Annotated in this window: 24 protein-coding genes; 14 read left to right on the forward strand and 10 right to left on the reverse strand. The window is 64.7% G+C overall.

Features of this window, described 5'->3' with window-relative positions; all coding sequences use genetic code 11:
* Positions 1-50: 50 nt before the first annotated feature.
* From Q0687_RS16260 to Q0687_RS16280, 5 genes are all read right to left on the reverse strand, one after another.
* A complete protein-coding gene (locus Q0687_RS16260; RefSeq protein WP_298878449.1) occupies positions 51-1,484 on the reverse strand; it encodes a bifunctional serine/threonine-protein kinase/universal stress protein in 1,434 nt (477 codons plus the stop codon).
* A gap of 6 nt (positions 1,485-1,490) precedes the next feature.
* Positions 1,491-2,231: a metallophosphoesterase family protein gene (locus Q0687_RS16265; RefSeq protein WP_298878454.1), complete on the reverse strand. Its 741-nt coding sequence runs from the start codon at positions 2,229-2,231 to the stop codon at positions 1,491-1,493.
* 143 nt (positions 2,232-2,374) lie between these two features.
* Complete coding sequence (locus Q0687_RS16270; RefSeq protein WP_298878456.1) at positions 2,375-2,980, reverse strand: hypothetical protein; 606 nt, start codon at positions 2,978-2,980, stop codon at positions 2,375-2,377.
* Entirely contained in the window at positions 2,973-3,659 is a 687-nt protein-coding gene (locus Q0687_RS16275) for a hypothetical protein (protein WP_298878458.1), read from the reverse strand. Before Q0687_RS16275 ends, Q0687_RS16270 begins: the two co-directional genes overlap by 8 nt.
* A complete protein-coding gene (locus tag Q0687_RS16280; RefSeq protein ID WP_298878460.1) occupies positions 3,656-4,441 on the reverse strand; it encodes a MotA/TolQ/ExbB proton channel family protein in 786 nt (261 codons plus the stop codon). The genes Q0687_RS16275 and Q0687_RS16280 overlap by 4 nt, the downstream gene beginning before the upstream one ends.
* A 197-nt stretch (positions 4,442-4,638) precedes the next feature.
* Here Q0687_RS16280 and Q0687_RS16285 point away from each other — a divergent pair, with 197 nt between their 5' ends.
* From Q0687_RS16285 to Q0687_RS16295, 3 genes are all read left to right on the forward strand, one after another.
* A complete protein-coding gene (locus tag Q0687_RS16285) occupies positions 4,639-6,009 on the forward strand; it encodes a histidine kinase (RefSeq protein WP_298878462.1) in 1,371 nt (456 codons plus the stop codon).
* Between the two features lie 7 nt (positions 6,010-6,016).
* Positions 6,017-6,667: a response regulator transcription factor gene (locus Q0687_RS16290; RefSeq protein ID WP_298878465.1), complete on the forward strand. Its 651-nt coding sequence runs from the start codon at positions 6,017-6,019 to the stop codon at positions 6,665-6,667.
* Positions 6,668-6,767: 100 nt separating this feature from the next.
* Positions 6,768-7,070, forward strand: a complete 303-nt coding sequence (locus Q0687_RS16295; RefSeq protein ID WP_298878467.1) for a hypothetical protein — start codon at positions 6,768-6,770, stop codon at positions 7,068-7,070.
* Positions 7,071-7,079: 9 nt separating this feature from the next.
* Here Q0687_RS16295 and Q0687_RS16300 read toward each other — a convergent pair whose 3' ends face one another.
* Complete coding sequence (locus tag Q0687_RS16300) at positions 7,080-7,664, reverse strand: TetR family transcriptional regulator (RefSeq protein WP_298878469.1); 585 nt, start codon at positions 7,662-7,664, stop codon at positions 7,080-7,082.
* Between the two features lie 641 nt (positions 7,665-8,305).
* Between Q0687_RS16300 and Q0687_RS16305 the strand changes: the two genes are divergently transcribed.
* Entirely contained in the window at positions 8,306-9,475 is a 1,170-nt protein-coding gene (locus tag Q0687_RS16305) for a M20 aminoacylase family protein (protein WP_298878471.1), read from the forward strand.
* 68 nt (positions 9,476-9,543) lie between these two features.
* Here the strand turns inward: Q0687_RS16305 and Q0687_RS16310 are convergent, their stop codons facing one another.
* Positions 9,544-11,451: an acyl-CoA synthetase gene (locus Q0687_RS16310; protein ID WP_298878472.1), complete on the reverse strand. Its 1,908-nt coding sequence runs from the start codon at positions 11,449-11,451 to the stop codon at positions 9,544-9,546.
* A gap of 246 nt (positions 11,452-11,697) precedes the next feature.
* Between Q0687_RS16310 and Q0687_RS16315 the strand changes: the two genes are divergently transcribed.
* A complete protein-coding gene (locus Q0687_RS16315; RefSeq protein ID WP_298878473.1) occupies positions 11,698-12,792 on the forward strand; it encodes a preprotein translocase subunit SecD in 1,095 nt (364 codons plus the stop codon).
* Between the two features lie 252 nt (positions 12,793-13,044).
* Positions 13,045-13,851, forward strand: coding sequence for a cyclic nucleotide-binding domain-containing protein (locus Q0687_RS16320; RefSeq protein WP_298878474.1), 807 nt, complete (start codon positions 13,045-13,047; stop codon positions 13,849-13,851).
* 7 nt (positions 13,852-13,858) lie between these two features.
* Here the strand turns inward: Q0687_RS16320 and Q0687_RS16325 are convergent, their stop codons facing one another.
* Together Q0687_RS16325 and Q0687_RS16330 are read right to left on the reverse strand one after the other, a co-directional pair.
* A complete protein-coding gene (locus Q0687_RS16325; RefSeq protein WP_298878475.1) occupies positions 13,859-14,500 on the reverse strand; it encodes a glutathione S-transferase family protein in 642 nt (213 codons plus the stop codon).
* A 220-nt stretch (positions 14,501-14,720) separates the two neighbouring features.
* Positions 14,721-15,272, reverse strand: a complete 552-nt coding sequence (locus tag Q0687_RS16330) for a cytochrome b (RefSeq protein WP_298878476.1) — start codon at positions 15,270-15,272, stop codon at positions 14,721-14,723.
* A gap of 166 nt (positions 15,273-15,438) precedes the next feature.
* Between Q0687_RS16330 and murI the strand changes: the two genes are divergently transcribed.
* The 4 genes from murI to Q0687_RS16350 all read left to right on the forward strand — a co-directional run bounded on the left by murI (position 15,439) and on the right by Q0687_RS16350 (position 18,966).
* On the forward strand, positions 15,439-16,236 hold the full coding sequence (murI, locus tag Q0687_RS16335; RefSeq protein ID WP_298878477.1) for a glutamate racemase: 798 nt from the start codon (positions 15,439-15,441) through the stop codon (positions 16,234-16,236).
* Between the two features lie 61 nt (positions 16,237-16,297).
* On the forward strand, positions 16,298-17,071 hold the full coding sequence (locus Q0687_RS16340; protein ID WP_298878479.1) for an aldolase/citrate lyase family protein: 774 nt from the start codon (positions 16,298-16,300) through the stop codon (positions 17,069-17,071).
* A 254-nt stretch (positions 17,072-17,325) separates the two neighbouring features.
* Entirely contained in the window at positions 17,326-18,108 is a 783-nt protein-coding gene (locus Q0687_RS16345; protein WP_363323954.1) for an acyltransferase, read from the forward strand.
* Between the two features lie 66 nt (positions 18,109-18,174).
* A complete protein-coding gene (locus Q0687_RS16350; protein ID WP_298878482.1) occupies positions 18,175-18,966 on the forward strand; it encodes an SDR family oxidoreductase in 792 nt (263 codons plus the stop codon).
* Positions 18,967-18,974: 8 nt separating this feature from the next.
* On the opposite strand, the gene Q0687_RS16355 is transcribed toward Q0687_RS16350, so the two are convergent.
* On the reverse strand, positions 18,975-19,739 hold the full coding sequence (locus Q0687_RS16355) for an SDR family oxidoreductase (RefSeq protein ID WP_363323955.1): 765 nt from the start codon (positions 19,737-19,739) through the stop codon (positions 18,975-18,977).
* A 264-nt stretch (positions 19,740-20,003) separates the two neighbouring features.
* On the opposite strand from Q0687_RS16355, the gene rpsD reads away from it, so the two are divergent.
* The 4 genes from rpsD to Q0687_RS16375 are packed head-to-tail and all read left to right on the forward strand — an operon-like array spanning position 20,004 to position 22,281.
* Complete coding sequence (rpsD, locus tag Q0687_RS16360; protein ID WP_298878485.1) at positions 20,004-20,621, forward strand: 30S ribosomal protein S4; 618 nt, start codon at positions 20,004-20,006, stop codon at positions 20,619-20,621.
* A gap of 59 nt (positions 20,622-20,680) precedes the next feature.
* Positions 20,681-20,905 (forward strand): hypothetical protein, encoded by a 225-nt coding sequence (locus Q0687_RS16365; RefSeq protein WP_298878487.1) that lies wholly within the window; start codon positions 20,681-20,683, stop codon positions 20,903-20,905.
* Complete coding sequence (locus tag Q0687_RS16370) at positions 20,898-21,194, forward strand: type II toxin-antitoxin system RelE/ParE family toxin (RefSeq protein ID WP_298878489.1); 297 nt, start codon at positions 20,898-20,900, stop codon at positions 21,192-21,194. Before Q0687_RS16365 ends, Q0687_RS16370 begins: the two co-directional genes overlap by 8 nt.
* Positions 21,195-21,213: 19 nt before the next feature.
* A complete protein-coding gene (locus tag Q0687_RS16375; protein WP_298878491.1) occupies positions 21,214-22,281 on the forward strand; it encodes a threonine aldolase family protein in 1,068 nt (355 codons plus the stop codon).
* Positions 22,282-22,337 lie beyond the last annotated feature (56 nt).

Genomic DNA, 22,337 nt, shown 5'->3' on the forward strand with positions numbered 1-22,337 from the left:
TTGAGCATGATCTTTTCGGAAAACCGCTTCACACTTTTCCGGAACATGCCCTAGCCCCACACCACGCCGGCATCCGGTTTGGCAATGGCCATCCGCGGCGGCCGCACCACGGTGACGGTGCAGCCCGCTTCCGCCGCCACCTTGGCCGAGACGCTGCCAAGCAGCGTGCGCCTGAATGAGCTCTGCCGGGCGCCGATGATGACGTGGTCGACCTGGTTGACCTCGGCGAACTCCAGCAGCGCCGTGGCGGGATCGACCGCCTCCAGCACGTGAACCGACAGCCGGCTCTCGTCGAGCTTCAGCGGCGTCGCCCAATGCCGCAGCGCCACCAGGCGGTCGATGTGCTTGTTGGAGCCCTGCTCGTCCAGCGTCTTGTCGATGGCGATGCGGTTGAGCTTCAGCACATTGACGCAGGCAAGCCGCGCTGACGGCAGCGTCGCCAGAATGCGCTCCGTGGTCACGCGCAGCGCCTCGTTCAGCTCCGGCTCACCTTCCACAGTGTCGAGCGCGACGGCAAGGATCGGGCTCGAGGCGATCTGCTCGGCGACATCCGACTTCGCTCGCGGCTGCCTGGCATCCTGGTTGAAACGGCGCCGCCAGGCCACGCTCCAGGGATCGCGCTGCATCCGCTCCGAACGCGCCGTCAGCCTAACCTGATCAGGATGGGCGAGATCGAAGGCCAGTTGGGACGCGGTCGGGTAGCGCCGGACCGGCTCGATCTCGAGACATCGCAGCACCACCTCCTGGAGCCAGGGCGGATAGTCGGCGCGCAAGCTTCGCGGCGGATGCGGATCGCGCCACAGCCTCCGGCGCATCGCGCGCAGTGTCTCGCCCTCGCCGAACGGACGTTCGCCGGTCGTGAAGAAGTACAGCAGCACACCAAGTGAGAACAGATCGCTGCGTGGATCATCGCGCACGCCGAGGAGGCGCTCCGGCGCCATATAGGGCGCGGTGCCGTAAGGCAGGCGGAATTCTGCCTGCAACAGATCGGGCAGATGATCGTGTCGCGACAGGCCATAATCGATCAGAACGGCATCGCCGCTCTCGCGGAACATGACGCTGCTCGGCTTGATGTCGTGATGGATCACGTTCTGCCGGTGCAGATCGGCGAGCGCAGCCGCGATCCTGGCAACCAGCAGCCGTGCCTCCTCGTACGGCAGCGGCAGATCAGGCAGCCGCTTGTAGAGCGTGGTTCCCGGAATGCGCTCGATCACGGCATAGGCCTGGCTCGCGAAATCGCCGGTGCCATAGCAGTGCGGCACGTGTGGGCCGGCGAGCCGCGGCAGGATCATCATCTCCATCTCGAAGGAGACGATCGCGGCGGGGTCCTCGCCTTCCGAGGCGCGTGGGACCTTCATCAGCAGCGGGCCATCGATACCGGGATGCGTGACGGTCCACAGCGTCGCCATGCCGCCGGCATGGACGCATTCGCCGATCGTGTAGCCGTCGATGACGGCGCCTGACTTGACCAGGGATTTGGGCATCGGCCTCTAGCGCCCCTGCGTCAGCCGATCGGCAAGCCAGGGCGGCAGGCCGTTCTCCAAAATCTTGTTTGCCGCGCTCGCGATGTCATAGGGCACGCGGCAATAGGTGACCTGGCACGAGACCGTGTCGAACAGCACGAAAGATGCCGAGGGATCGCCGTCGCGCGGCTGGCCAACCGAGCCGAGCACGGCGAGCCACTGCCGCCCGCGCAGGAGCTGCACCGGCACGTGGGTTTTGGGCACGAAGCTCGTCATCTTCGCTGTCACCGACATCGAATAGAGCGCGGGCCGATGAATGTGGCCGCAGAAGGTGACGTGGGCCGGCGTTGCGATCAGGCTCTTGGCGGCATCCGTCGTCGAGCGGACGTAATGCCAGCGTTTGGGGCTAGAAGCTTCCGCGTGCACGAACAGGCGATCGCTGTCCTCCACCAGCATCGGCAGTTCGGCCAGGAACCGCCGCTGTGCCGCATCGAGCCGCCCTCGGGTCCACTCGATCGCGATCTGCGCCTCGTTGTTCATGCTCTCGGTGGTGGTGTTGACGGCTTCGTCATGGTTGCCGCGCACGGCGACGGCGCCACGGGAGACCAAATCCATGGCGGTGTCGACGACCCATTCCGGGTCGGCGCCATAGCCGACGAAATCACCGAGCAGGATGAACCGCTCCGCGCCCTTTGCGCGGGCTACCTTCAGGCACGCCTCGAACGCCTGCCGGTTGCCGTGGATATCCGAGAAGACCGCGAGAAGCACACACCCTCCACCCTCATCATCTTATTGGAAGCCGATAAAGCCAATTTGAGGGAGGTCAACAAGATGCGCCAGCGCGGGGGGATTGACCAGCGCCACGCGGCCGCAATGGTGAAGAGGCTGTTGCTCGTCCTTATTGTTCGTCCTTATTGTTCATCCTTGGGCGGCATCCGCGGCGGCGGCAGCGGCGTGAAGACGGCGCCTTGCGCGCCGGCCGGCGGGGCATTGAACTCCCCGGTCGAGGAATCGCCGCCGCTGGTCTCGAGGATGGCCTTGGGTGTCACATATTCCCGGACCATGTCGATCAGGCTGCCCTCGCCGCCGCCAAAGTCCGCCGCGCGTCCGCCTTGCGGATGGCCCGCCGCGATCTCGTTCTCGGCCGCATGGGTCTTGTCGGCCAAGGTGTCGCTGTAGGGGACGCGGAAGGCGCGCGGAATACCACTCGGCCGGTGGTCCTCGTCCAGTTCCTCGACCCACAGATAGATCGAGCCAGGATCGCCCTCCAGCGAATGCGGCTCGACGATCCGCGCCTTGAGCAGCTTGAAGTCGGTCGGGAGCCGATCACTGCTGGCCCAGCCGAGCAACCCGCGCATTTCGCTGAAGCTCACGATGTAGAAGGCGCTGGTCACGACCACGGCGATCGCCTTCAACGACCAGTGCAGCCGTGCATAGACCAGCACGACCAGCAGGAGCGCCCCGATCACCGCATAGGCGACCGACAGCGAGAGGATCACCGTCTGCAAATTAATCACGGCGGATCCTCTTCGCGTTCCGGCTCACACCGGTGCTCGGGTCGAGATCGGCCCCGTTGCGCCAGGTGCTGCGAAAAGTCTCCATCAGCGATTTCGGCCGTTGGCTCACATCGATGACCTTGCCCTCGGCGTCGAGCCGGAACCGCACCGCGGTCTTCTCGTCGCCGGTGTGGTCGAGCGTGAACTTGTTGTCGAAGACCACCTGAGCGGTGGGATTGAGCTTTTGCACCTTCACATTGGCGGTCACCGGCTCGCCCGTCGTGGCGACGAAATGCGAGACATTCACCGTGTATTCGCCGGGGACGATGCCCCGCAGCGTGACGATCTCCTCGCGGATGGGCGAGGCGATCTTCTTGCCGTTGACCATGATGAAGTCATTGGCCCCGCCGCGGTCGTCACGATCGAGGGTGAGGAAGCCGGCCTCGCGATGGCGATACCAGGCGATGTTGCCGGCGGGATCCTGCACGAACAGGTCGAGATCGTCGGGGTGATTGTCCGGCCAGTCCAGTGTGATCATGAACTCGGCCTTGGAGTCGATCTTGCCCTCCTTGGCATCGGGCGAAACCGCGAGCAGCGCGAGGAAGAACAGGAAGGCGACCACCTGGAGCGCCTTGAACAGCATCACGCCCAGGGGATCGAACGGCTCCTCGCGCGGATAGAGGCCGAAATCATCCATCATGACGGCATTCCGGCGCCCTTGATGTCAGATCCCTTGCGCTCGAGAACCGGCGTCACATAGGTCTCGGTCAGCACCACCGCGTCCGAGAATACCCGCTGGGTCGCGGCATCGAGCATGTAGTACTGGATGCGGACCAGGATGGAGCCGACGAGGCCCGCGAGCGTCGTGTACATGGCAACCGCCATGCCGTCGCTCATCAGCCCCATCGAGGAGCGCATCGCGACCTTGTCGGCGGCATCCAGCCCCGCAATCGGCGCCAGCATGATGATGAAGCCGATGATGGTGCCGAGCAGGCCGAGCTTCATCAGCGTGTCGGAGACGAAGGCACCAAAACCGTTGGAGCCGCGCAGTCGGTCGGCAAGCGTCCGCAGCAGCAGCGTCTGGTCGACCGGACGGTAATCCTGCGCTGCAGCTTTCGTCACCAGGCTTTCGATGTGATCGCGCACCAGCCCGCGCGGCAGCGCGGTGGCGCGCGCATCGAGCATTTTGCCGCCATCAGGCGCTGCGAGCACCGCGCGGCAACGCCGTGCGGCCGCGCCTTCCCGGGCAATCGCCCGCGTGCGCAGGAAGCAATGGCCGCAGGTGACGAGATAGAGCGCCGCGATCACGCTCGAGATGTAGGTCCGGTCCGAGGTCAGCATCAGATGGATCAGGCCGAACCGCCACAGCAGCACGACCGCGAAGATCGACAGCCCGGTGAAGATCATCCAGAACAGCAGCGCGCTACGCTCGGATGGGTCGGCAGTCGAGCCCGCGATCGGTCCAATCGTCATCGAACTCATGCTGCACCGCTCCCGACTTGCAGGGATTGCCTGCGATGTCTCCATCCCGATTAGATCAGAGCCGCCGCGTCAGGTCCAAAGACTCATGCCCAATCCGGCTTGGGAAATTTGCCCGAGCTGCAATCCGGCCGAACGGCGCAATTGGCAAGGCGCGGCGGCGTTGTTAGGCTGAGCTTATCAAACTTTGGGGTGATCGCATGCGCCTCGTGCTTCAGCTTGTCGCCCGCCTACTTCTCATCGTTGCGCTTTGCCTGGGCGCGGCAACCATATGGGCCACGTTCGATGCCTATCGCAGCGTCGACCGCGCAACGGCGGCCTCCGCGCAGCGGGTCGCGCAGGCGCTTCAGGGCCTGTACTGGCATGAACTGTTGCTGCGCAGCAGCAGGATGCGCGAGCATCTCGTGCCGGTTCCGGAATGGCGCACGCTGGAGACGGTGAAGCTGATTGCGCCCGGTGTCTGCGTCGAGTTCCAGCCCGCCACCGCATTCGAGAAGCCGCTCTGCGGCCAGAGCCAAGGGATCGGCCGGACCCCGCCGCGCTGGTTCGCCGCCATCGTTCCGACCTTCCTCGGCAGCCATGCCGAGGCGGTGCGCCCCATCAGCCCGCGGGCCGCGGCCGCCGGCACGGTGGTCGCGACGCCGGACGAAGCCGCCTCCATCTCGCTCGCCTGGGAGTATATCCTCAACGTAACAGACGTTGCGCTGCTGATGGCAGCGGCAATCGCGCTGCTCGCATCGCTTGCGATCGCGCACACGCTGGCGCCGGCACGCGCCATCGTGACCGCCCTGCAACGCATGGCGCGCGGCCAGTATCGCACCAGGCTGCCGCGCTTCCGCTCCATGGAGCTGGCGATGATCGGGACCGCCGTCGATGCGCTCGGCAGCCGGCTGGAAGAGGCCACCGAACAGCGCGCCGCGCTGACGCGGCGCCTGATCGAGATCCGCGACGACGAGCGACGCGCGCTCGCGCGCGAACTGCATGACGAGTTCGGACAAAATCTCTCCGCCATCCTGGCGTTCGCCAACACGATCGAGATGGCAAGTGCGAAGGAGCAAAAAGAGATCGGTATCGCGCAGGATGCGCGCATGATCTCGCAGGCCACGCACCAACTGATGGCCTCGCTCCGCGATGCGCTGAAGCGCTTGCGTAATCCGCTGCCCGAGGAACTCGGGCTGGAGGCAAGCCTCGTCAACCTCGTCGACAGCTGGCGCTCACAGAGCGCGACGCAGCCGACGATCCAGCTCGACCTCAAGGGCGATCTCACCGACATCAGCGGCCCGGCCGCGACCACTGCTTATCGCGTCGCCCAGGAATGCCTGACCAACGCGCTGCGCCACGGTGCTGCGCGCGAGATCTCGTTGCACGTCGAACGTTGCGCGGGCGAGGACAATGCGCTGCTGATCCGCGTCGAGGACGATGGCGGCGGCGATGCGGCGCGGGTCGAGCGCTCCGCCGGCTTCGGCCTCACCGGCATCCGCGAGCGCGTCGCGGCGGCCGGCGGCTCGCTCTCGATCCTGCCTGCAAGGCGCGGGCTCAGCGTCGCTGCGACGATCCCGCTCGCCGCGTGAGGCCGTCATGAGCGATGTCGCGGCAACAGGCATCTCCGTACTCCTGGTCGACGACCATCCGATCGTCCGCCAGGGCTACCGGCGCGTGCTGGAAAGCCAGGGCGATCTCCATGTCGTGGCGGAAGCCGACAACGCCGCGGATGCCTACGGCGCCTTCAAAATTCATGACCCCGATGTCGTTGTGATGGACATCTCGATGCCGGGCGCCTCAGGGCTGGAGGCGATCCGCAACATCCGCGCGCGCAATCCGCGGGCCCGCATCCTCGTCTTCACCATGCACAACGAGGCCGTGCTGGTGAAAGCGGCCTTCAATGCCGGCGCTTCCGGCTTCGTCACCAAGAGCAGCGCGCCTTTCACGGTCGTCAACGCGATCCGAAGCGTCGCGCGCGGTGAGCGCGCCATGAGCGACGACATCGCACATGTGCTGGCCGAGGACAGCCTGTCGGCGGGTTCAGTGCTGGATCAACTCGGCGAGCGCGAGATCGAAATTCTGCGCCAGTTCGCCGGCGGCGCCACGACCGAGCAGATCGCGGCGCAGCTCAATCTCAGCGTCAAGACGGTCCAGAACTACCACTATCTGATCAAGACCAAGACCGGCGCGCGCACGGACGCGCAACTGGTGCGGCTGGCGGCGAGTTGCGGGCTAACGCGGATTTAGCAGCAGGACGGCCGGATTCCGCGCCTTTCTTAAATCTGCTGAACCAGATGGAACGCAGACCATCCGCCTCAGGTTAATGGCAGAGTGGAGGAGCAGCGAAATGAGTAAGGCTCATCACAAGGCAGTCGACCATCCTTCGATCATCACCGTAGGCGACCTCATCGACCAACTTTGCCGCTTGCCTGATACGGCGGTCGTCCATTTCTACTGTCCTATGCTCGATCAGGAGCTGGCATTCCACCGCTTGCGAAAGCGGTCGAGGGATGCGGTCGAAATCGCGGTCAGCGCATATAAGGAGAGCCCGCCGGTCGTACCGTCGGTCGATGGTGCTTTTCAGCCGCGACGGCACAGCGCATCCGCGCGCTCGCTTCGCGACGATACTCTGAACAAGAGGGTGAGCTAGTCGCGTCGTTTAGGCCTTCAGCCCGCGCAACAACAGCGCGAGCGTCGCGTCGACGCGCGCCGGCAAATCGGCGTCCTTCCACTCGTCGGCGTGGGCCGGATGATGGAAGCGGCAGGTCGTGTCGAATAGCGCGCGCGCCGTCGTCTTGACGTCATCAGCCGCGAACTCGCCCCGCTTGACGCCGTCGGCCAGGATCGCCGCGATCTGGCCGATCATGGTGTCCTTGTGGCACTTGACGGCCGCGCAGGCTTCGCGCGCCAGCGTTAGATAGGTCTCGAACATCTCGGGGTCGTCGAGCACGCGCGAGCGCTTGGCCGCGAACAGCGTGCGCAGCCAGCGATCGAGCCTGTCGGGCGCGGGGCCCTGCTCGTTCGCAATCGCCAGCAGCGGTGCATCGATGCGGTCGAGCCAGCGTTTGGCGACGGCCTCGCGCAGCGAGGCCTTGCTCGGGAAATGGCGATAGACGCTGCCGTGGCTCACATCGAGCGCACGGGCAACGTCGACAACGGTGGCCTTGGCAAGTCCGTAGCGCCGCAAGACGTCCTCGGTGACTTCGAGGATCCGCTCCGGCGTCAGGACAACAGCTTCGTTCATGCCAGCACCATGTTCCCGTTCAGGGTCCAGTTTCCGGCGATGGATGCTTACCGAAGCGCCCATACCGGTCGGTTCGGAAAGCTCTCGCCTAGAGCATGATCCGGAAAAATGTGTAGCGGTTTTCCGACAAGATCATGCTCAATTCTTAATGAGGCAGTTTTGCAGCCTGCGCCGCGATCTGGCGCGCGACCAGTAAATTGAGCCAATGCCCAATCGTCCCGGTGAAGTTGATGATTTCGGCAGTCATTGTCGTAAGTCTCCATTCGTCCGCGGTGCCCGCCCCAAATTTCGCGCCTCGATCCGCAGATGTTTCGGATCTCGGGCTCCCCGGGAGGGCTGACCACGGGACGCCCAATCGGAGCGTCCGAGAACGGATATACACGTCTCGCTGACAGATTTCAATATCTGTCAGTCAATGATCCGTGATTGACAGTTAATATTTGCCGGGCGCCGCTGCCAGCCTGCAAGGCGACGGCGGCATCCGTGCGGACGATAATACCTATTCCGACCGATCATCCCATGCCACCTTGCCGCGCCGCCTGTTTCGCCCTCCCCCTCTGCCAAATCACGGCGTAGAAAGCATCCTTGCCGGCGCCACGCCCCCAAGGCTGCCTTACAAAGAAAAAAACGGATTCAAACCCATGCCCATCGTCAACCGCATTGCCGCCCTCTCCGACGAAATGGCCGCCTGGCGCCACGACTTTCACGAGAACCCGGAGCTGCTTTACGAAGTCCATCGCACCGCCGGCATCGTCGCCGACAAACTGCGCGAGTTCGGCTGCGACGAGGTGGTGACGGGCATTGGCAAGACCGGCGTCGTCGGTGTGATCCGCGGCCGCAAATCCGCCTCCGGCAAGGCGATCGGCCTGCGTGCCGACATGGACGCGCTGCCGATCATGGAAACCTCGGGTGTGTCCTACGCCTCGAAGATCCCCGGTAAGATGCACGCCTGCGGTCATGACGGTCACACCGCGATGCTGCTGGGCGCGGCCAAGTACCTCGCCGAGACGCGCAATTTCGACGGCACCGCGGTCATGATCTTCCAGCCCGCCGAGGAAGGCGGTGGCGGCGGCAAGGCCATGGTCGAGGACGGGCTGATGACGCGCTGGAACATCGACCAGGTCTACGGCATGCACAATATGCCGGGTCTCGCCGAAGGCCATTTCGCAACCACACCCGGCCCGCTGCTCGCCTCCTCCGACAACATCCAGATCACCGTCCGCGGCAAGGGCGGCCATGCCGGCGCCACCCCGCACCAGGCGATTGACAGCGTCCTGATCGGCTCGCAGATCGTGGGCGCGCTGCAATCGATCGTTGCGCGCAACGTCAATCCTCTGCAGTCGGCGGTAGTCTCGATCACGCAATTCCACGCCGGCACTGCCTTCAACATCATCCCCGAGACCGCCGAGCTCAGCGGCACCGTGCGCACGCTCGATCCTGAGGTGCGCGATCTCGTCGAGCGCCGGATCGGCGAAGTCGCCGACAGCGTCGCCCGCGCCTATGGCGGCTCGGCGGAGACGAGGTACACGCGGATGTATCCGGTGACCCTGAATCACGCACGCGAGGCTGGCGTCGCGGCCGACGTCGCCCGTGACATCGTCGGCACCGATCGCGTCAACGACCGCATCATCCCGATGATGGGCGCGGAGGATTTCTCCTTCATGCTGCAAGAGCGCCCCGGCGCGATGGTGCTGGTGGGCATGGGCGACAGCCCGGCGTGCCACCACCCGGCCTACGTCTTCAACGACAATATTTTGGGCCACGGCGCCTCGTTCTGGGTGCGCCTGATCGAGACGGCGATGCCGGCATAAAACGTCTGTCGGGTGGGTTGGCCCGCGGCCGCGCGAAGCGCGCTCCGCTGGCACGACCCACTTCGATGCTACGCCTGCACCACCTCGTGCCGCATCACGAACGGCGCGAGCAGCCGATGCACCTCGCCGGCGACGACCTCGCGCTGATCGGCCGGCAAACCCGCAAGCGTCACCGTCGCGATCGAGCCGTGGCTACCATGAGCGCCGACTTTCACCGTACAGTCGATGCCACGCTCGTTGAGCGGCAGCAGCACCTTGGCGAACACGCGCTGCGCCGCGTCCCAGCGCAGCTGCGGCTTGAACACCTTGCCGACGCCCGTCACCGGCATCGGGTCGATCGGAATGACTTGCACCGGAACGGCGGCGCGCTCCGGCGTGCGCTCGCGCACCCAGGTTTCGAGCTCGCCCGGCTCGACTGACGCGCCGGGCTTCAGCTGCACATAGCCGACCGGCAGCTCGCCGGCGTAGGCATCGGGCTGGCCGACCACCGCGGCAAAGCCGACCGCGGGATGACGGAACATGATCTCCTCGATCGGCGCCGGATCGATGTTATGGCCGCCGCGGATCACGAGATCCTTGGCGCGGCCGGTGATCCAGAGATAGCCGTCCGCGTCCAAGCGGCCGAGATCGCCGGAATTGACCCAGACCTTGTCGACGAAGGCGCCCTTGTTGTGGGCATCGTTGAGATAGCCGCCGAACACGCCGGGGCCGGCCATGATGACGACGCCGATCTCATCCGGCTTGCAGTCGCGGATCAAATGACCGTCGGCGTCGAGCTGCACGATGCGCACGCGCGCATAAGGCATGGGAAGACCGACTGAGCCGAGACGGATCGGCCGCGACGGATAAGCCAGCGTATGCACGCTCGAGGTCTCGGTCATGCCGTAGACCTCGACGACGGGCAGCTTGAGCTTTTCCTGGATTGCGGAGCCCACCGCGACCGGGATCGCCGAGCCACCGCCGGCGGCGTATTTCAGGCTGGATATATCGGCATTGCCGGGCGGCACCGCGAGCGTTGCGGCGAGCACCGTCGGCACGCTCGACAGCGCCTCGACCTTGAAGCGCTCGACCAGGCGCCAGATGTTCTTCACGGCGTTCGAATTGCGCCAGCCGCTCGGCGACAGCACGACCAGCGAGCCGCCGGCGGACAGCATCAGCAACACCTGCGTCAGCGATCCCCCGACATGAAACAGGGGCATGCCGAACAGCAGGTTGGCGCCGGGCTTCGCCTTCAGCAAAAGATTGAGCGCCCAGGCCTGATAGACTTGGTTGGCGTGGGTATGCCGCACCAGCTTCGGGGTGCCGGTGGTGCCGCCGGTATGGAAATAGGCGGCGATGTCGCTACCGAGAATCTTGCGCCCGCTGACAAGCCGATCGGCCGGCTGCTGCTTGATCAGATCGTTGAACGCGAAAATACCGTTCGCGGGATCGCCGCCGCCGGCCACCTGTACGATCGCCTTGAGATGCTTGAGCTGCGGGCGGATCTGCTCGACCTTCTGCCAGATGTCGGTGCCCGGCATCGGCCCGAGCGCCACCAGGATCTTCGTGTTCGCCGCTTCCAGGATTTCCGCGATCTGGTGCGGCTCGAGCAGCGGGTTGACGGGATTGGCGATGCCTGCGGCCTCCGCGCCGAACAGCGTCACGAAGGCATCCGGCAGCAGCGGCAGCATGAAGGAGATGACATCGCCCTTCTCCGCGCCGAGCGCGTGAAACATGTTGGCGGCCTGCGTGACGCGCGCGATGAAATCGCGGTAGGTGACTACGACAGGCGTGTCGGCCGGATCGGCATTTTGCAGAAACTGGATCGCGGCGCCGTCGGGGTTGCGCGCGGCACCAAGCCTGATCGCGTCATAAGTGCTCTCGGCCGCGACCCGATCGGCATACGGGACCTGCTCGAAGGCCCGGACCTCCTCGTCCGTCGAGAGCTCCGGATAGTCGTCGCCAATGAGCCGATCAAGCGCGTGGATGCCCGCCATGGAATTCCGTCCTCCCCCAGGTGTCGTCCCCTCGCCGCCTGTCTTTTGACAATTGGTGCGGTGGGGGCGCCGGCCGATGGCCGAGCGGAACCACAATGATGGATGATTTGGCGTTCGTCCATTGCCTACCGGCTGCGACGATTGACCTCGCCCGAGAGGCGTTTGAACCTCCGCGCCTGATCGGGGGACCAAGGACTGGCAAAGGACTCATCGGCCCAGCGTCCTGCCGCAAGACTCGAGGTGATCATGACCACGCCCCCGCGCGACCGCGCCACACGGATGATGCTTGCGTTCGCCGTGACGTCGGCGATCTCGGCGTCGACGATCGCCCTGCCGCGCGCGGCGCTCGCCGAAAACCAGTTCGACAAGATGCGCGCCAAGATCGCGGCCTTCGTCGGCGACAAGATGGAAAAGCTGGGCGGGTCGCGCATCATCCACAAGGTGGACAGCGACGCCTTGCGCGAGAGCGTCGTCACGGATCTGCGCGACGAGGTCTACAAGGACTTGCACGACGGCCATATCGCGTTCTCCAATCTGGCGATCCGCGACGGTGGCGTCGACGTCAAGATCGCGGACGCCAAGGGCCGCGACCAGCTCGCCCGCATGCTGGCATCGGCCGCCGCGGGCGTACCCTCGCATGCGGTCGCCATCACAGACGGCAGCGACGGAGCGGTCAGGCTCGCGCCGACCGATGCCGCATCCGCGGCGCGGCTGCACGAGCTCGTCGAAAATTCCATCGCCATGATCGAGCAGCGCCTCAAGGATGCCGACGTCAAGCTTGCCAGCGCGGTCCCTGACGGGACTGACCGCATTCGCATCTTCCTGCCCGGCGTGACCGATCCCGAGCCCGTCACCGCGATCTTCTCTCGGCGGGTCAAGGTCAGCCTCCGTCAGGTCGATCTCTCGATGACGGCGGAGCAGGCGCAATCCGGAACGCCGCCTGAGGGCACGGAGGTCTTGCTCGGGTTCAAGGACAAGAAGCCGTATTTGGTCGCCAAGGAAAGCGCGCTTGACGGCGAGGACGTCAGCGATGCCGCGCCGAGCTTTGCCCCGGGCACGAAGGATCCGGTCGTCTCGTTCCACTTCAACGGCCGCGGCACACGGCGTTTTGCCCATCTCACGGAAGAGAATATCGGCAAGCCCGTCGCCATCGCACTCGACAACACCGTGATCTCGGCCCCTGTCATCCGCGAGCCCATCACCGGTGGCTCGGTTCAGATCTCCGGCAATTTCACGCTGGAGGAGGCCAACAGCGTCGCCATGCAGCTGCGTGCCGGTTCGCTGCCCGGGCACCTGACCCTCGTCGAGCAGCGGGTCATCCAGCCCGGCGCCAAGCCGTAGCCCCACCTGCTGTCCCGATGGCGCTGAGCGCCCCTCCCGGACGCTGACGGCCCACCGACGGCGCCCCGAATCACGGGGGCGGCCCGATCATGCGCACAACGAACGGGCAATTGCCGAAACGACGGTTCAGGCTAAAATTTGCCTGTTGCGGAGCGGCGACCGAAGGTTTCATTCAAGCGGTCGTCATTCGATTTCGGCTATAGGTGGCGAACCTACCGACCAGGACTGAAGGCCTTACGCAGGGATAGTACCATGCCGTCCGGCAGCGCAGACATCTCCTCGATCCTCGACCGCATTCTCGATGCGGCCACGGACAATCTCAGGATCGCGAAGATCCTGGTCCAGATGGGCCTTGACCCCAACAACGTCACCTGGGACGCGATCTTCAACCGGCTGCTCGAGATCTTCGTCCACAACATCACGCTGGCCAATCTGTTCGCGACGATCGGCGCCGGTTTCTTCGTCGCCACCCTCCTGATGCGGACGATGGTGCCCCTGCGCGTCGCCAACATGATCGGCTGCGCGTTCTTCGCCATCTTCGGCGCGCTCTCCGCCAACGTCTCGACGTTCCTGCTCTACCTGCTGATGCTTCCGATCAACGCGCTTCGGCTGCGGCAGATGCTCAAGCTGGTCAAGAAGGCGCGCCATGCGGCCGAGGGCGACATGTCGATCGAGTGGCTCAAGCCGTTCATGACCGAGCGCAAATATCGCCGCGGCGACACGCTCTTCAAGCTGGGCGATTCCGCCCAGGAGATGCTGCTCACGGTCACCGGCAAGTTCCTGGTCAAAGAGATCAATGTGGAAATCGGACCGGGCGCGCTGATGGGCGAGCTCGGCTTCCTCACGCCCGACAACCGGCGCACCGGAACGATCGAATGCATCGAAGACGGCCAGGTGCTTACCATCACCTATGACCGCCTGCTCGAGATCTACTTCCAGGATCCGCAGTTCGGCTATTACTTCCTGGTGCTGACCAGCCAGCGCCTCTTGCAGAACATCGATCGCCTGCAGAAGCAGCTGGCGGCAGCGCGCTCGGCGACCACGAACAAGATCGCCTGATCGCCGCTCAGCTCAGCAGCAGCGCCATGCCGGGATCGCCCTTCTCCATCGCGCGGCGGTAGGCCGGACGTGCACTGACGCGGCCGAGATATTTGACCACGTTCGGGCAGCGCGCGAGATCATAGGGCTGGAAATAGCGCATCGTGGTGAGCGAGAAGCCCGTCATGATATCGGCCGTCGTGAAGGTGCTGCCTGCCAGATATTCGGCATCGCGCACCCGCGCATCGACCAGGTCGAAGGCACGGTCGACACGCGCCCTGATCGCGACCAGCACCGGATTGTCGTCAGCGAGCTTGAGCCGGTTCAGCAGCATCAGCCGACCCATGCCGGCCTGCAGGGTGCCGTTGGCGAAGTGAAACCAGTATAGGAACTGCGCGAAGTCGGGATCATCGGCACGGAGCACGAGACGGCCGTTGCCGTATTTGGCGATGATGTACTCAACGATGGCGCCGGACTCGGCAAGCACGAGGTCACCGTCGGTGATGACGGGCGCCGATCCGATCGGGTGCAGCGCCTTGTAGTCGGCCGGCGCCAGCATGGTGACGGAATCGCGCGCATAGCGCTTCAGCTCATAGGGAATCCCGAGCTCCTCGCAGAGCCAGACGATACGTTCCGATTGCGATTTGCCGAGGTGGTGAACGGTGAGCATGGGCGTCTCCTTACGGCTGCGCATTGGATGAGCCGCGATGTTACATCCTACTCATTGCCAGCGCCGCATGTCACTCTCGTGCCCCGGACGCGGCGCAGCGCCTCTTCAGCGATGCGCCGCAGAGCCGGGGCCATGCGGCCGAGAGCAACATTGTGGCGTGGGTCCCGGCTCTGCGCAGCAGCGTTGCACGCTGCAGCGCGTCCGGGACACGGGACTATTCCTACCCCACCTCGTCCGTCACCATGCGCGTCACGACGCCGTCGCGGCGGATGAAGTGGTGCCAGAGGGCCGCGACGACGTGGAGCGCGATCAAGGCCAGCAGCACATAGGCAAAGAAGATATGCCGATCCTCATAGGCGCCGGCTGCGGCTTTGTCCGGAGAGGTGAACTGCGGCACGTTGAACAGGCCGAAGAAGTCGGAGTAGTTGGGCGAGCGCGCGCCGGAATGCGCCCAGCCCAGCATCGCAACCAGGATGACGACGAGGTAGAGCGCACCGTGGCTGATCCGGGCCGCGATCTTCTGCCAGCGCAAGGACTCAGGCGGCAGCGCCGGCGTCGGGTTGATGGCGCGCCAGGCCAGGCGCAGCACCGTAAGCAGCAGGATCACATAGCCGATGTCGGCGTGGATCGAGCGGTAGAAGAACTTGTCGGCACGCGGTGGGATGTGGTTCATCCACCAGCCGAAGCCGATCATGCCGATGATCGCCAGCGCCAGGCCCCAGTGAAACCACCGCGCAACGCTCCCCCAGCCACTCCCAGTGTTTCTGATCATGTCGGCTCCCGAAAACTTACGGATGTCCCAATCGCTGCGCTGCACGGCTGATAGCGGTGCCGGCGGCTGACGTGAAATTGAATCGTTCCAAACCGGGCGCCGGCCGTCCTCGCCGCAAAACCGCCCCAAAAACCGAATGGTAACCATGGGCCCTTAAGGTAGCGACGTGACCAATTCCCCGACGATCCTGGTATTCGATTCCGGTCTTGGCGGCCTCACCGTGCTGCGTGAGGTCGTGGCGGCGCGCCCGGACGCACATTTTACCTACGTCGCCGACGACGCCTTCTTCCCCTATGGCCATCACAGCGAGGACGAGATCATCGCCCGCGTCGTGCCGCTGATGGGGGAGCTGATCGGCACCCATGATCCTGACCTCATCGTCATCGCCTGCAACACGGCATCCACCCTGGTCCTATCGCACTTGAGGACTGCTTATTCCGTGCCCTTCGTCGGCACGGTGCCGGCGATCAAGCCGGCCTGCGCCCACTCGAAGACCCGCCGGGTCTCGGTGCTCGGTACCAAGGGCACCGTGAAGCGCGAATACACCAAGGCGCTGATCCGCGATTTCGCGCTGGGATGCGAAGTGACGCTGGTCGGCTCGCCCGAGCTGGCCGCGCTCGCCGAACGCGAGCTCAGTGGCCAGGCGATCAGCGACAGCGATATCCTCGCCGAACTCAGCCCCTGCTTCGTCGGCGATGCCGCCGACGCGGGTGGGCGCACCGACACGGTCGTGCTTGCCTGCACGCATTATCCGCTGCTGCTCGACCGGATGAAAAAGCTCGCGCCCTGGCCGGTGGAGTGGATCGATCCGGCGCCAGCGATCGCCCGCCGCGTTTCAGACCTGCTCGGTCCGCGCGGCGACGGCATCGCGCAGTCCGGCGCCGAGATGATCTTTACCTCGAACCGTGTGCATGGCCTTTCCGCCACGCTGACGCCGTTCTTCGGCGGGCGCGCGCTGGCCTGACTTTTCGCGGACACGGCACGCTGCTAGGCTCGCCCTCGTCACCCATGCGCAAGGTCTTAACATGTCGGTCCCCGCAACGCCGCTCAATCGCCTTCGCCAGATGTGGAGCGAGGGCCGCCCCGCTTTCGGCGCGATCGCGACCATCCCGAGCGTGCAGATGGTCCAGATCATGGCGCGCTCGCTGGACTGGATCATCGTCGATCTCGAGCACGGGCCGATCGGGCTCACCGAAGCGCATGCGATGATCGCGGCGACGACAGGCACACCCTGCACCCCGCTGGTGCGGATCGCGGCGAACGAGCCATGGCTTGCGAAAGCGCCGATGGATATCGGCGCATTCGGCATCAATTTCCCGATGATCACCAATCGCGGCGAGGCCGAGAAAGCGGTGCGCAGCGTGCGCTACCCGCCGCGCGGCGACCGACTCTGGGGACCGTTCCACGCGCCGTTCCGCTGGGGCCAGTCGATGCCCGACTACATGGCGTCGGCCGACGACGAGATGATCTGCATGATCACCATCGAGCATGTCGATGCCGTCAACCGCATCGACGAGATCATGGCGACCCCGGGCATCGACGTTGCCGTCATCGGCCCCGGCGATCTCGCCACCTCTATCAACAAGCGCGGCCAGATGGACGACCCGGAGTTACTGGCGCTGATCGCGCGGGCCGAGGCCGGCATTCTCAAAAGCGGGGTGCCGATCGGCGGCGTTGCACGCACCGCCGACCAGGCCAATCAGCTGATTGACCGCGGCTACCGCGCGATTGCGCTCGGCTTCGACTGGTCGCTATTTCAGCGCGGCATCATGGCGGCCTTCGAGGGGATCAAGCGGTAAGCAGCAAGGTTTGTACCGTCGGCGGCACGACCTGCAAGGCTGCGGTTCATGGCACCAAAATATTGAAATATTGACTATTTTTGCCACCGCCAAGCCTGTGCCGGTGGCTTCGGCGATGATCTCGGAGATAAACCCTCTGGCGCCTGGCCGGCTGGTTCGTGCTAGATGGGGGGCAGCGGCCGGCGACGCCCGGGCCTGCCCGTGAATTACGAAAAGTCGAGTGGGGGATGCGCGGAACGGTTCGAAAAATCTCAATGCCGCGCCGCATCGTCATTGATCTGATGCGCGCGTCGGCGGGCGTGCCATTTGTCGCGGTTCGCCGGACCCTCGATATCGGGCGGCTCGCAGCCGCGCGAAGCGCTTTGGCCAGCCGCCCCGCCTGGCCGACGATATTTGCCAAGGCGTTCGCGGTCGTGGCCAAAGAGAACCCGATCCTGCGCACCTCGTATCTGAGATGGCCGTGGTCACGCTTCTACGAACTGCCGCAGACCATCGCCATGATCGTCGTGGCACCGGACGCAACGCCCGATGGCGTGCTGCTGTTTCCGGTCAAGGCGCCGGACCTCGTTCCGTTGCCGGACGCGGACGCCTGGGTACGCAGCGCCAAGACCAGCCCCATCGCGGCGACGCGTTTCTTCCGCAGGACCTATGCGGTCACCCGCCTGCCGCTGCCGCTGCGGCGGCTGGCCTGGTTGCTTGGACTGAATGTCGGCCGCTGGCGGGCCAATTATTTCGGCACTGTCCTCATTACCTCGGTTGCAGCATTTGGAGGCGGCGAATTGGAAGCGCTGGGTCCCACCTCATTCATCCTCAGCTACGACAAGGTCGCATCCGATGGCACGATCAACGTAATGGTTCGCTGGGATCATCGGGTTACCGACGCCGCGGTCGTCGGCGGGGTTTTGTCACGCCTGGAGCAAATCTTGAACGAGATCGCCGATGAGCTGCTAGCCCTTGCCCCGGTCGAACACGTCTCGTCCGACACGGCCCCGCAAGAGTGGATTGGCTCCCGGCTGACCGGCAGCCTCTCAAGATAGTTCACCGATACGCCCTGACGGACCGATCGCAGATCCATGAAAATCCTACGCGGGCGTACAGCATTCGTGACGGGCGCAGCTTCCGGCATCGGTCGCGCAATCACCGTTGCGCTCGCGCAGGAGGGCGTCAATCTCGTCATCACCGACCATGACGCCACAGGTCTGACAGCGACTGAGGAACGGGCAGCGCGAGAGGGCGTCACCGTCACGACCTGTCTTTGCGATCTCACGCAGCCTGCAGAGATCACGGCAATGCTCAACCGTCTGTTCGAAGCCGCGCCGCTGCATATTCTGGTCAACTGCGCCGGCATCGCCGTGTTCGGTCAACAACGCAGCATCAGCGATGCAGACTGGCGCAACCTGATGGCGGTCAACCTGCTGGCGCCGATGCAGATCACCACCGAGCTTCTCAACCGACTGGCGCGCACCGACGAAGCGCATATCGTCAACGTGTCGAGCATTTTCGGACTGGTGCCGGTCCGCGAACTGGCGGCGTATCAAGCCAGCAAATATGGCCTCGTCGGCTTCACGCTTGCCCTGCGCAACGATTATCACCGCGAGAACTTCGGCGTCAGCGTAATTTGCCCGGGCCTGGTAACGACGCCGATGGTCGCGGAAGGCGGCCCGTCCAAGATCTATTCCAAGCGGCCCAGACTCCCCGAGTGGCTCTACACCACTCCTGAGCATGTCGCGGACACGACGATCAAGGCCATCAAGCGCGACAAGGGATTGGTGGTCGTCACGCTGCTCGCGCGTGTGATCTGGCGGCTCAACCGCTTCTTTCCCGGTCTGGTGGATCTGCTCAACCGCGAAAGCTGGCGTTCACGCGGGCCGATCATTCCCCCCGGCGAGACCTGAACTGGAGATCATCGCTTCCGCTGCAAGCGCTCAAGGATGGCCAGTACGGCCGCACGGGGCAGGAAGCGGATCGCCGCAATCGCGACCTTGTTGCCGGCGCCCGGCACGCAAAGTGTGCGCCCCGCCTTCATCGCCGCCCAACCGGCGCGCGCCACATCCTCAGCGTCGAGTTTCGACAGGAGCTTGAACAGCCTCGTCTGGCTCGCGCCGGCAAGCGCCAGGAATGGCGTCCGCAGCGGACCTGGGCACAGACATGTCACGGTGACGCCGGTGCCCTTGACCTCCTGGGTGAGGGACTGGGAGAGGGACACCAGATAGGCCTTGCTTGCAAAATACACCGCCATGCGCGGCCCGGGCGCAAAGCCCGCCACGGATCCGACATTCAGGATACGCCCGCCCCCACGCGCGACCATGGCCGGCAGGACGCGCAACATCAGGTCGGTCGCGGCGCGCGTGTTCACATTGATGATTCCGAGCTGCTGCTCGCGATCCAGCTCTGCGGCCTCGCCGAACAGGCCGAAACCGGCGTTGTTGATCAGGATGTCGCAATGGAGGTTCCGCGCCTCCAGTTCGCGGGCGATGACGTCGCCGGCGTCCGGCCGGGCCAGATCGAGCCCGAGCACCACCACGGAGGTTCCGGAGGGGTCGAGATCGCCCGCCAGCCGCTCCAACTCGGGCAGGGACCGCGCGATCAGGATCACGTTCCGCCCCTCCGCCGCCGCCAGCCTGGCAAATGCCACCCCAAGCCCCGAGGACGCCCCCGTCACCACCACTGCCGGCTGCAAAATCGATCCTTTCGACCCGAAATGGCCCTAAAAGCACTATTCAAGATCACCCATACCGGTCCGCGTACGAATTTGACAGCGGGGCCGATTCTTCCTAGAACCCCGTTGCTCGCGGGCCGATTTCGGCCCGCGAAGCGTTTCGCGACCCGTGGTCCACTCCCTCCAGCTTTGGGGATTGGACCTGTCAGTGCCGGGCTAGCCCGTCACACAGGAGGGCGCGTTTCCTCAAACCATGTACCTGAAGAGGACGCGATGACTAAGCGCAGTGAGGCGAAGTACAAACTCGATCGCCGTATGGGCCAGAACATCTGGGGCCGCCCGAAGAGCCCCGTCAACCGCCGCGAATACGGTCCCGGCCAGCACGGCCAGCGCCGCAAGGGCAAGCTCTCGGACTTCGGCGTGCAGCTCCGCGCCAAGCAGAAGCTGAAGGGCTACTACGCCAACATCAGCGAGCGTCAGTTCCACGGCATCTATGTCGAGGCGAGCCGCCTCAAGGGTGACACCGGCGAGAACCTGATCGGCCTGCTGGAGCGTCGTCTCGACGCGGTCGTGTACCGCGCCAAGTTCGTCTCGACGATCTTCGCGGCCCGCCAGTTCATCAACCACGGCCACATCAAGGTGAACGGCCGCAAGGTCAACATCTCGAGCTACCAGGTCAAGATCGGCGACGTCGTCGAGGTCAAGGAAGCCTCCAAGCAGCTCGCTCACGTTCTCGAAGCCAGCCAGCTTCCCGAGCGCGACACCCCCGACTATCTCGAAGTCGACCACGGCAAGATGACCGCCAAGTACGTGCGCATCCCCGGCCTCTCCGACGTGCCGTTCCCGGTACAGATGGAGCCCCATCTGGTCGTCGAATTCTATTCGCGCTGATAGCTCGGCAGAACGACATTCAAAGGCCCCGGTTTCCGGGGCCTTTTTGTTGTGGTAATATGCCCTTGATGTCGCATACGACCGATCAGCTCGCCAATATCACTCCCTCGGCAACACCGACCGAAGCCGAGCTTGAGGCGTGGGCCAAGCTGCCCCGTGATGAGCAGGTCCGCCGATATCAAGCGCTGTTCGCTCAGCCCGATTGCAACACCTTCACCTCGGACACGCCGGACGACATCCTCGCCGCCGCGCGCCAACGCGTCGCGCAACGCCGCCATGGCTGAGTACCGGTTATCGGCGCGTACCCGAACCGACCTGATCGACATCTACGACTTCACCGAGAGCCGCTTCGGCAAATACCAAGCAGAGGCCTATTACGCCGGCCTTATCCGCTCGTTCGGATTGATTGCCGACTTCCCCCTCGTGGGTCAGCCAGTAGATGAACTTGCGTCCGGCTATCGACGTTTCCGCTTCCAATCGCATCTGATTTTCTACACGGTGCAACCCGATCACGTCGAAATCCGTGCCATTCTTCACGGCGCACAAGACATCAGACCGCAATTGTTCGACTAAAGAAATGACGAGTTCAGCCATGCTCTACACCCCTCCCCCCATCGATCCCAAGGCGCCGCCGGTACGCATCAATCTGCTCTCGGACACGCAGACCAAGCCCACGGCTGCGATGCGCGAGGCGATGGCGCGGGCCGAAGTTGGTGACGAGCAGGTCGGCGACGATCCGACCGTGAATGCGCTGTGCGAGCGCGTCGCCGATCTGATGGGCAAGGAGGCTGCCGTCTACATGCCCTCGGGCACGATGTGCAACGTCACCGCGACGCTGGTGCATTGCCGGCCCGGCGACGAGATCCTGGCGCATGAGACCGCGCACATCATCGCCCGCGAAGGCGGCGCGCATGCCGCTATCGGCGGCTTCCAGGTGACGCAGCTCAAGGGCGCTGACGGCCAGTTCACGCCGGAAACGTTCCGCAAGGCGCTGCATCCGCGCACGCGCTACCAGCCGACGCAGCGAGTCGTCAGTGTCGAACAGACGGCCAATATCGGCGGCGGCACGATCTGGAAGAAGGCCGCACTCGACGAGATCGTTGCGATCGCCAGGCAACATGATCTCGTCACCCATATGGACGGCGCGCGGCTGCTGAACGCGACGGTGGCGAGCGGCATCTCGCCGCGCGACATGACCGCCGGCTGGGATTCGGCCTGGATCGACTTCTCCAAGGGGCTCGGTGCGCCGATCGGCGGCGTGCTCGCTGGCACCCGCGAATTCATCGATGCGGTCTGGCAGTGGAAGCAGCGCCTCGGCGGCTCGATGCGGCAGGCCGGAATCTGCGCGGCGGCCTGCATCCATGCGCTCGACCATCACGTCGAGCGCCTTGCCGACGACCACGCCAATGCGCGCGTCCTCGCCCGCGGGCTGTCGCAGATCTCCGGCATCGAGGTACAGGAGCCCGAGACCAACCTCGTCTTCTTCAAGCCGGACGGTGCAGGCGTTGCCGGCGACAAGATGGTCGCTGCCCTCAGGCAGCGCGGCGTGACGCTTGCGATGATGGACGGCCGCATCCGCGCCTGCACCCATCTCGACGTCAATGCGAGCCAGATCGAGGAGACGATCGGCTACATCAGGGAGATCGTCCGCACGGCGTAAGGCTCCATCCGGGCTTCTGTAACGGGCCTTGGTTAGTCAATCCCTTTTTGCGTGAT

The organism is uncultured Bradyrhizobium sp., assembly GCF_936928535.1.
Lineage (GTDB): Bacteria > Pseudomonadota > Alphaproteobacteria > Rhizobiales > Xanthobacteraceae > Bradyrhizobium.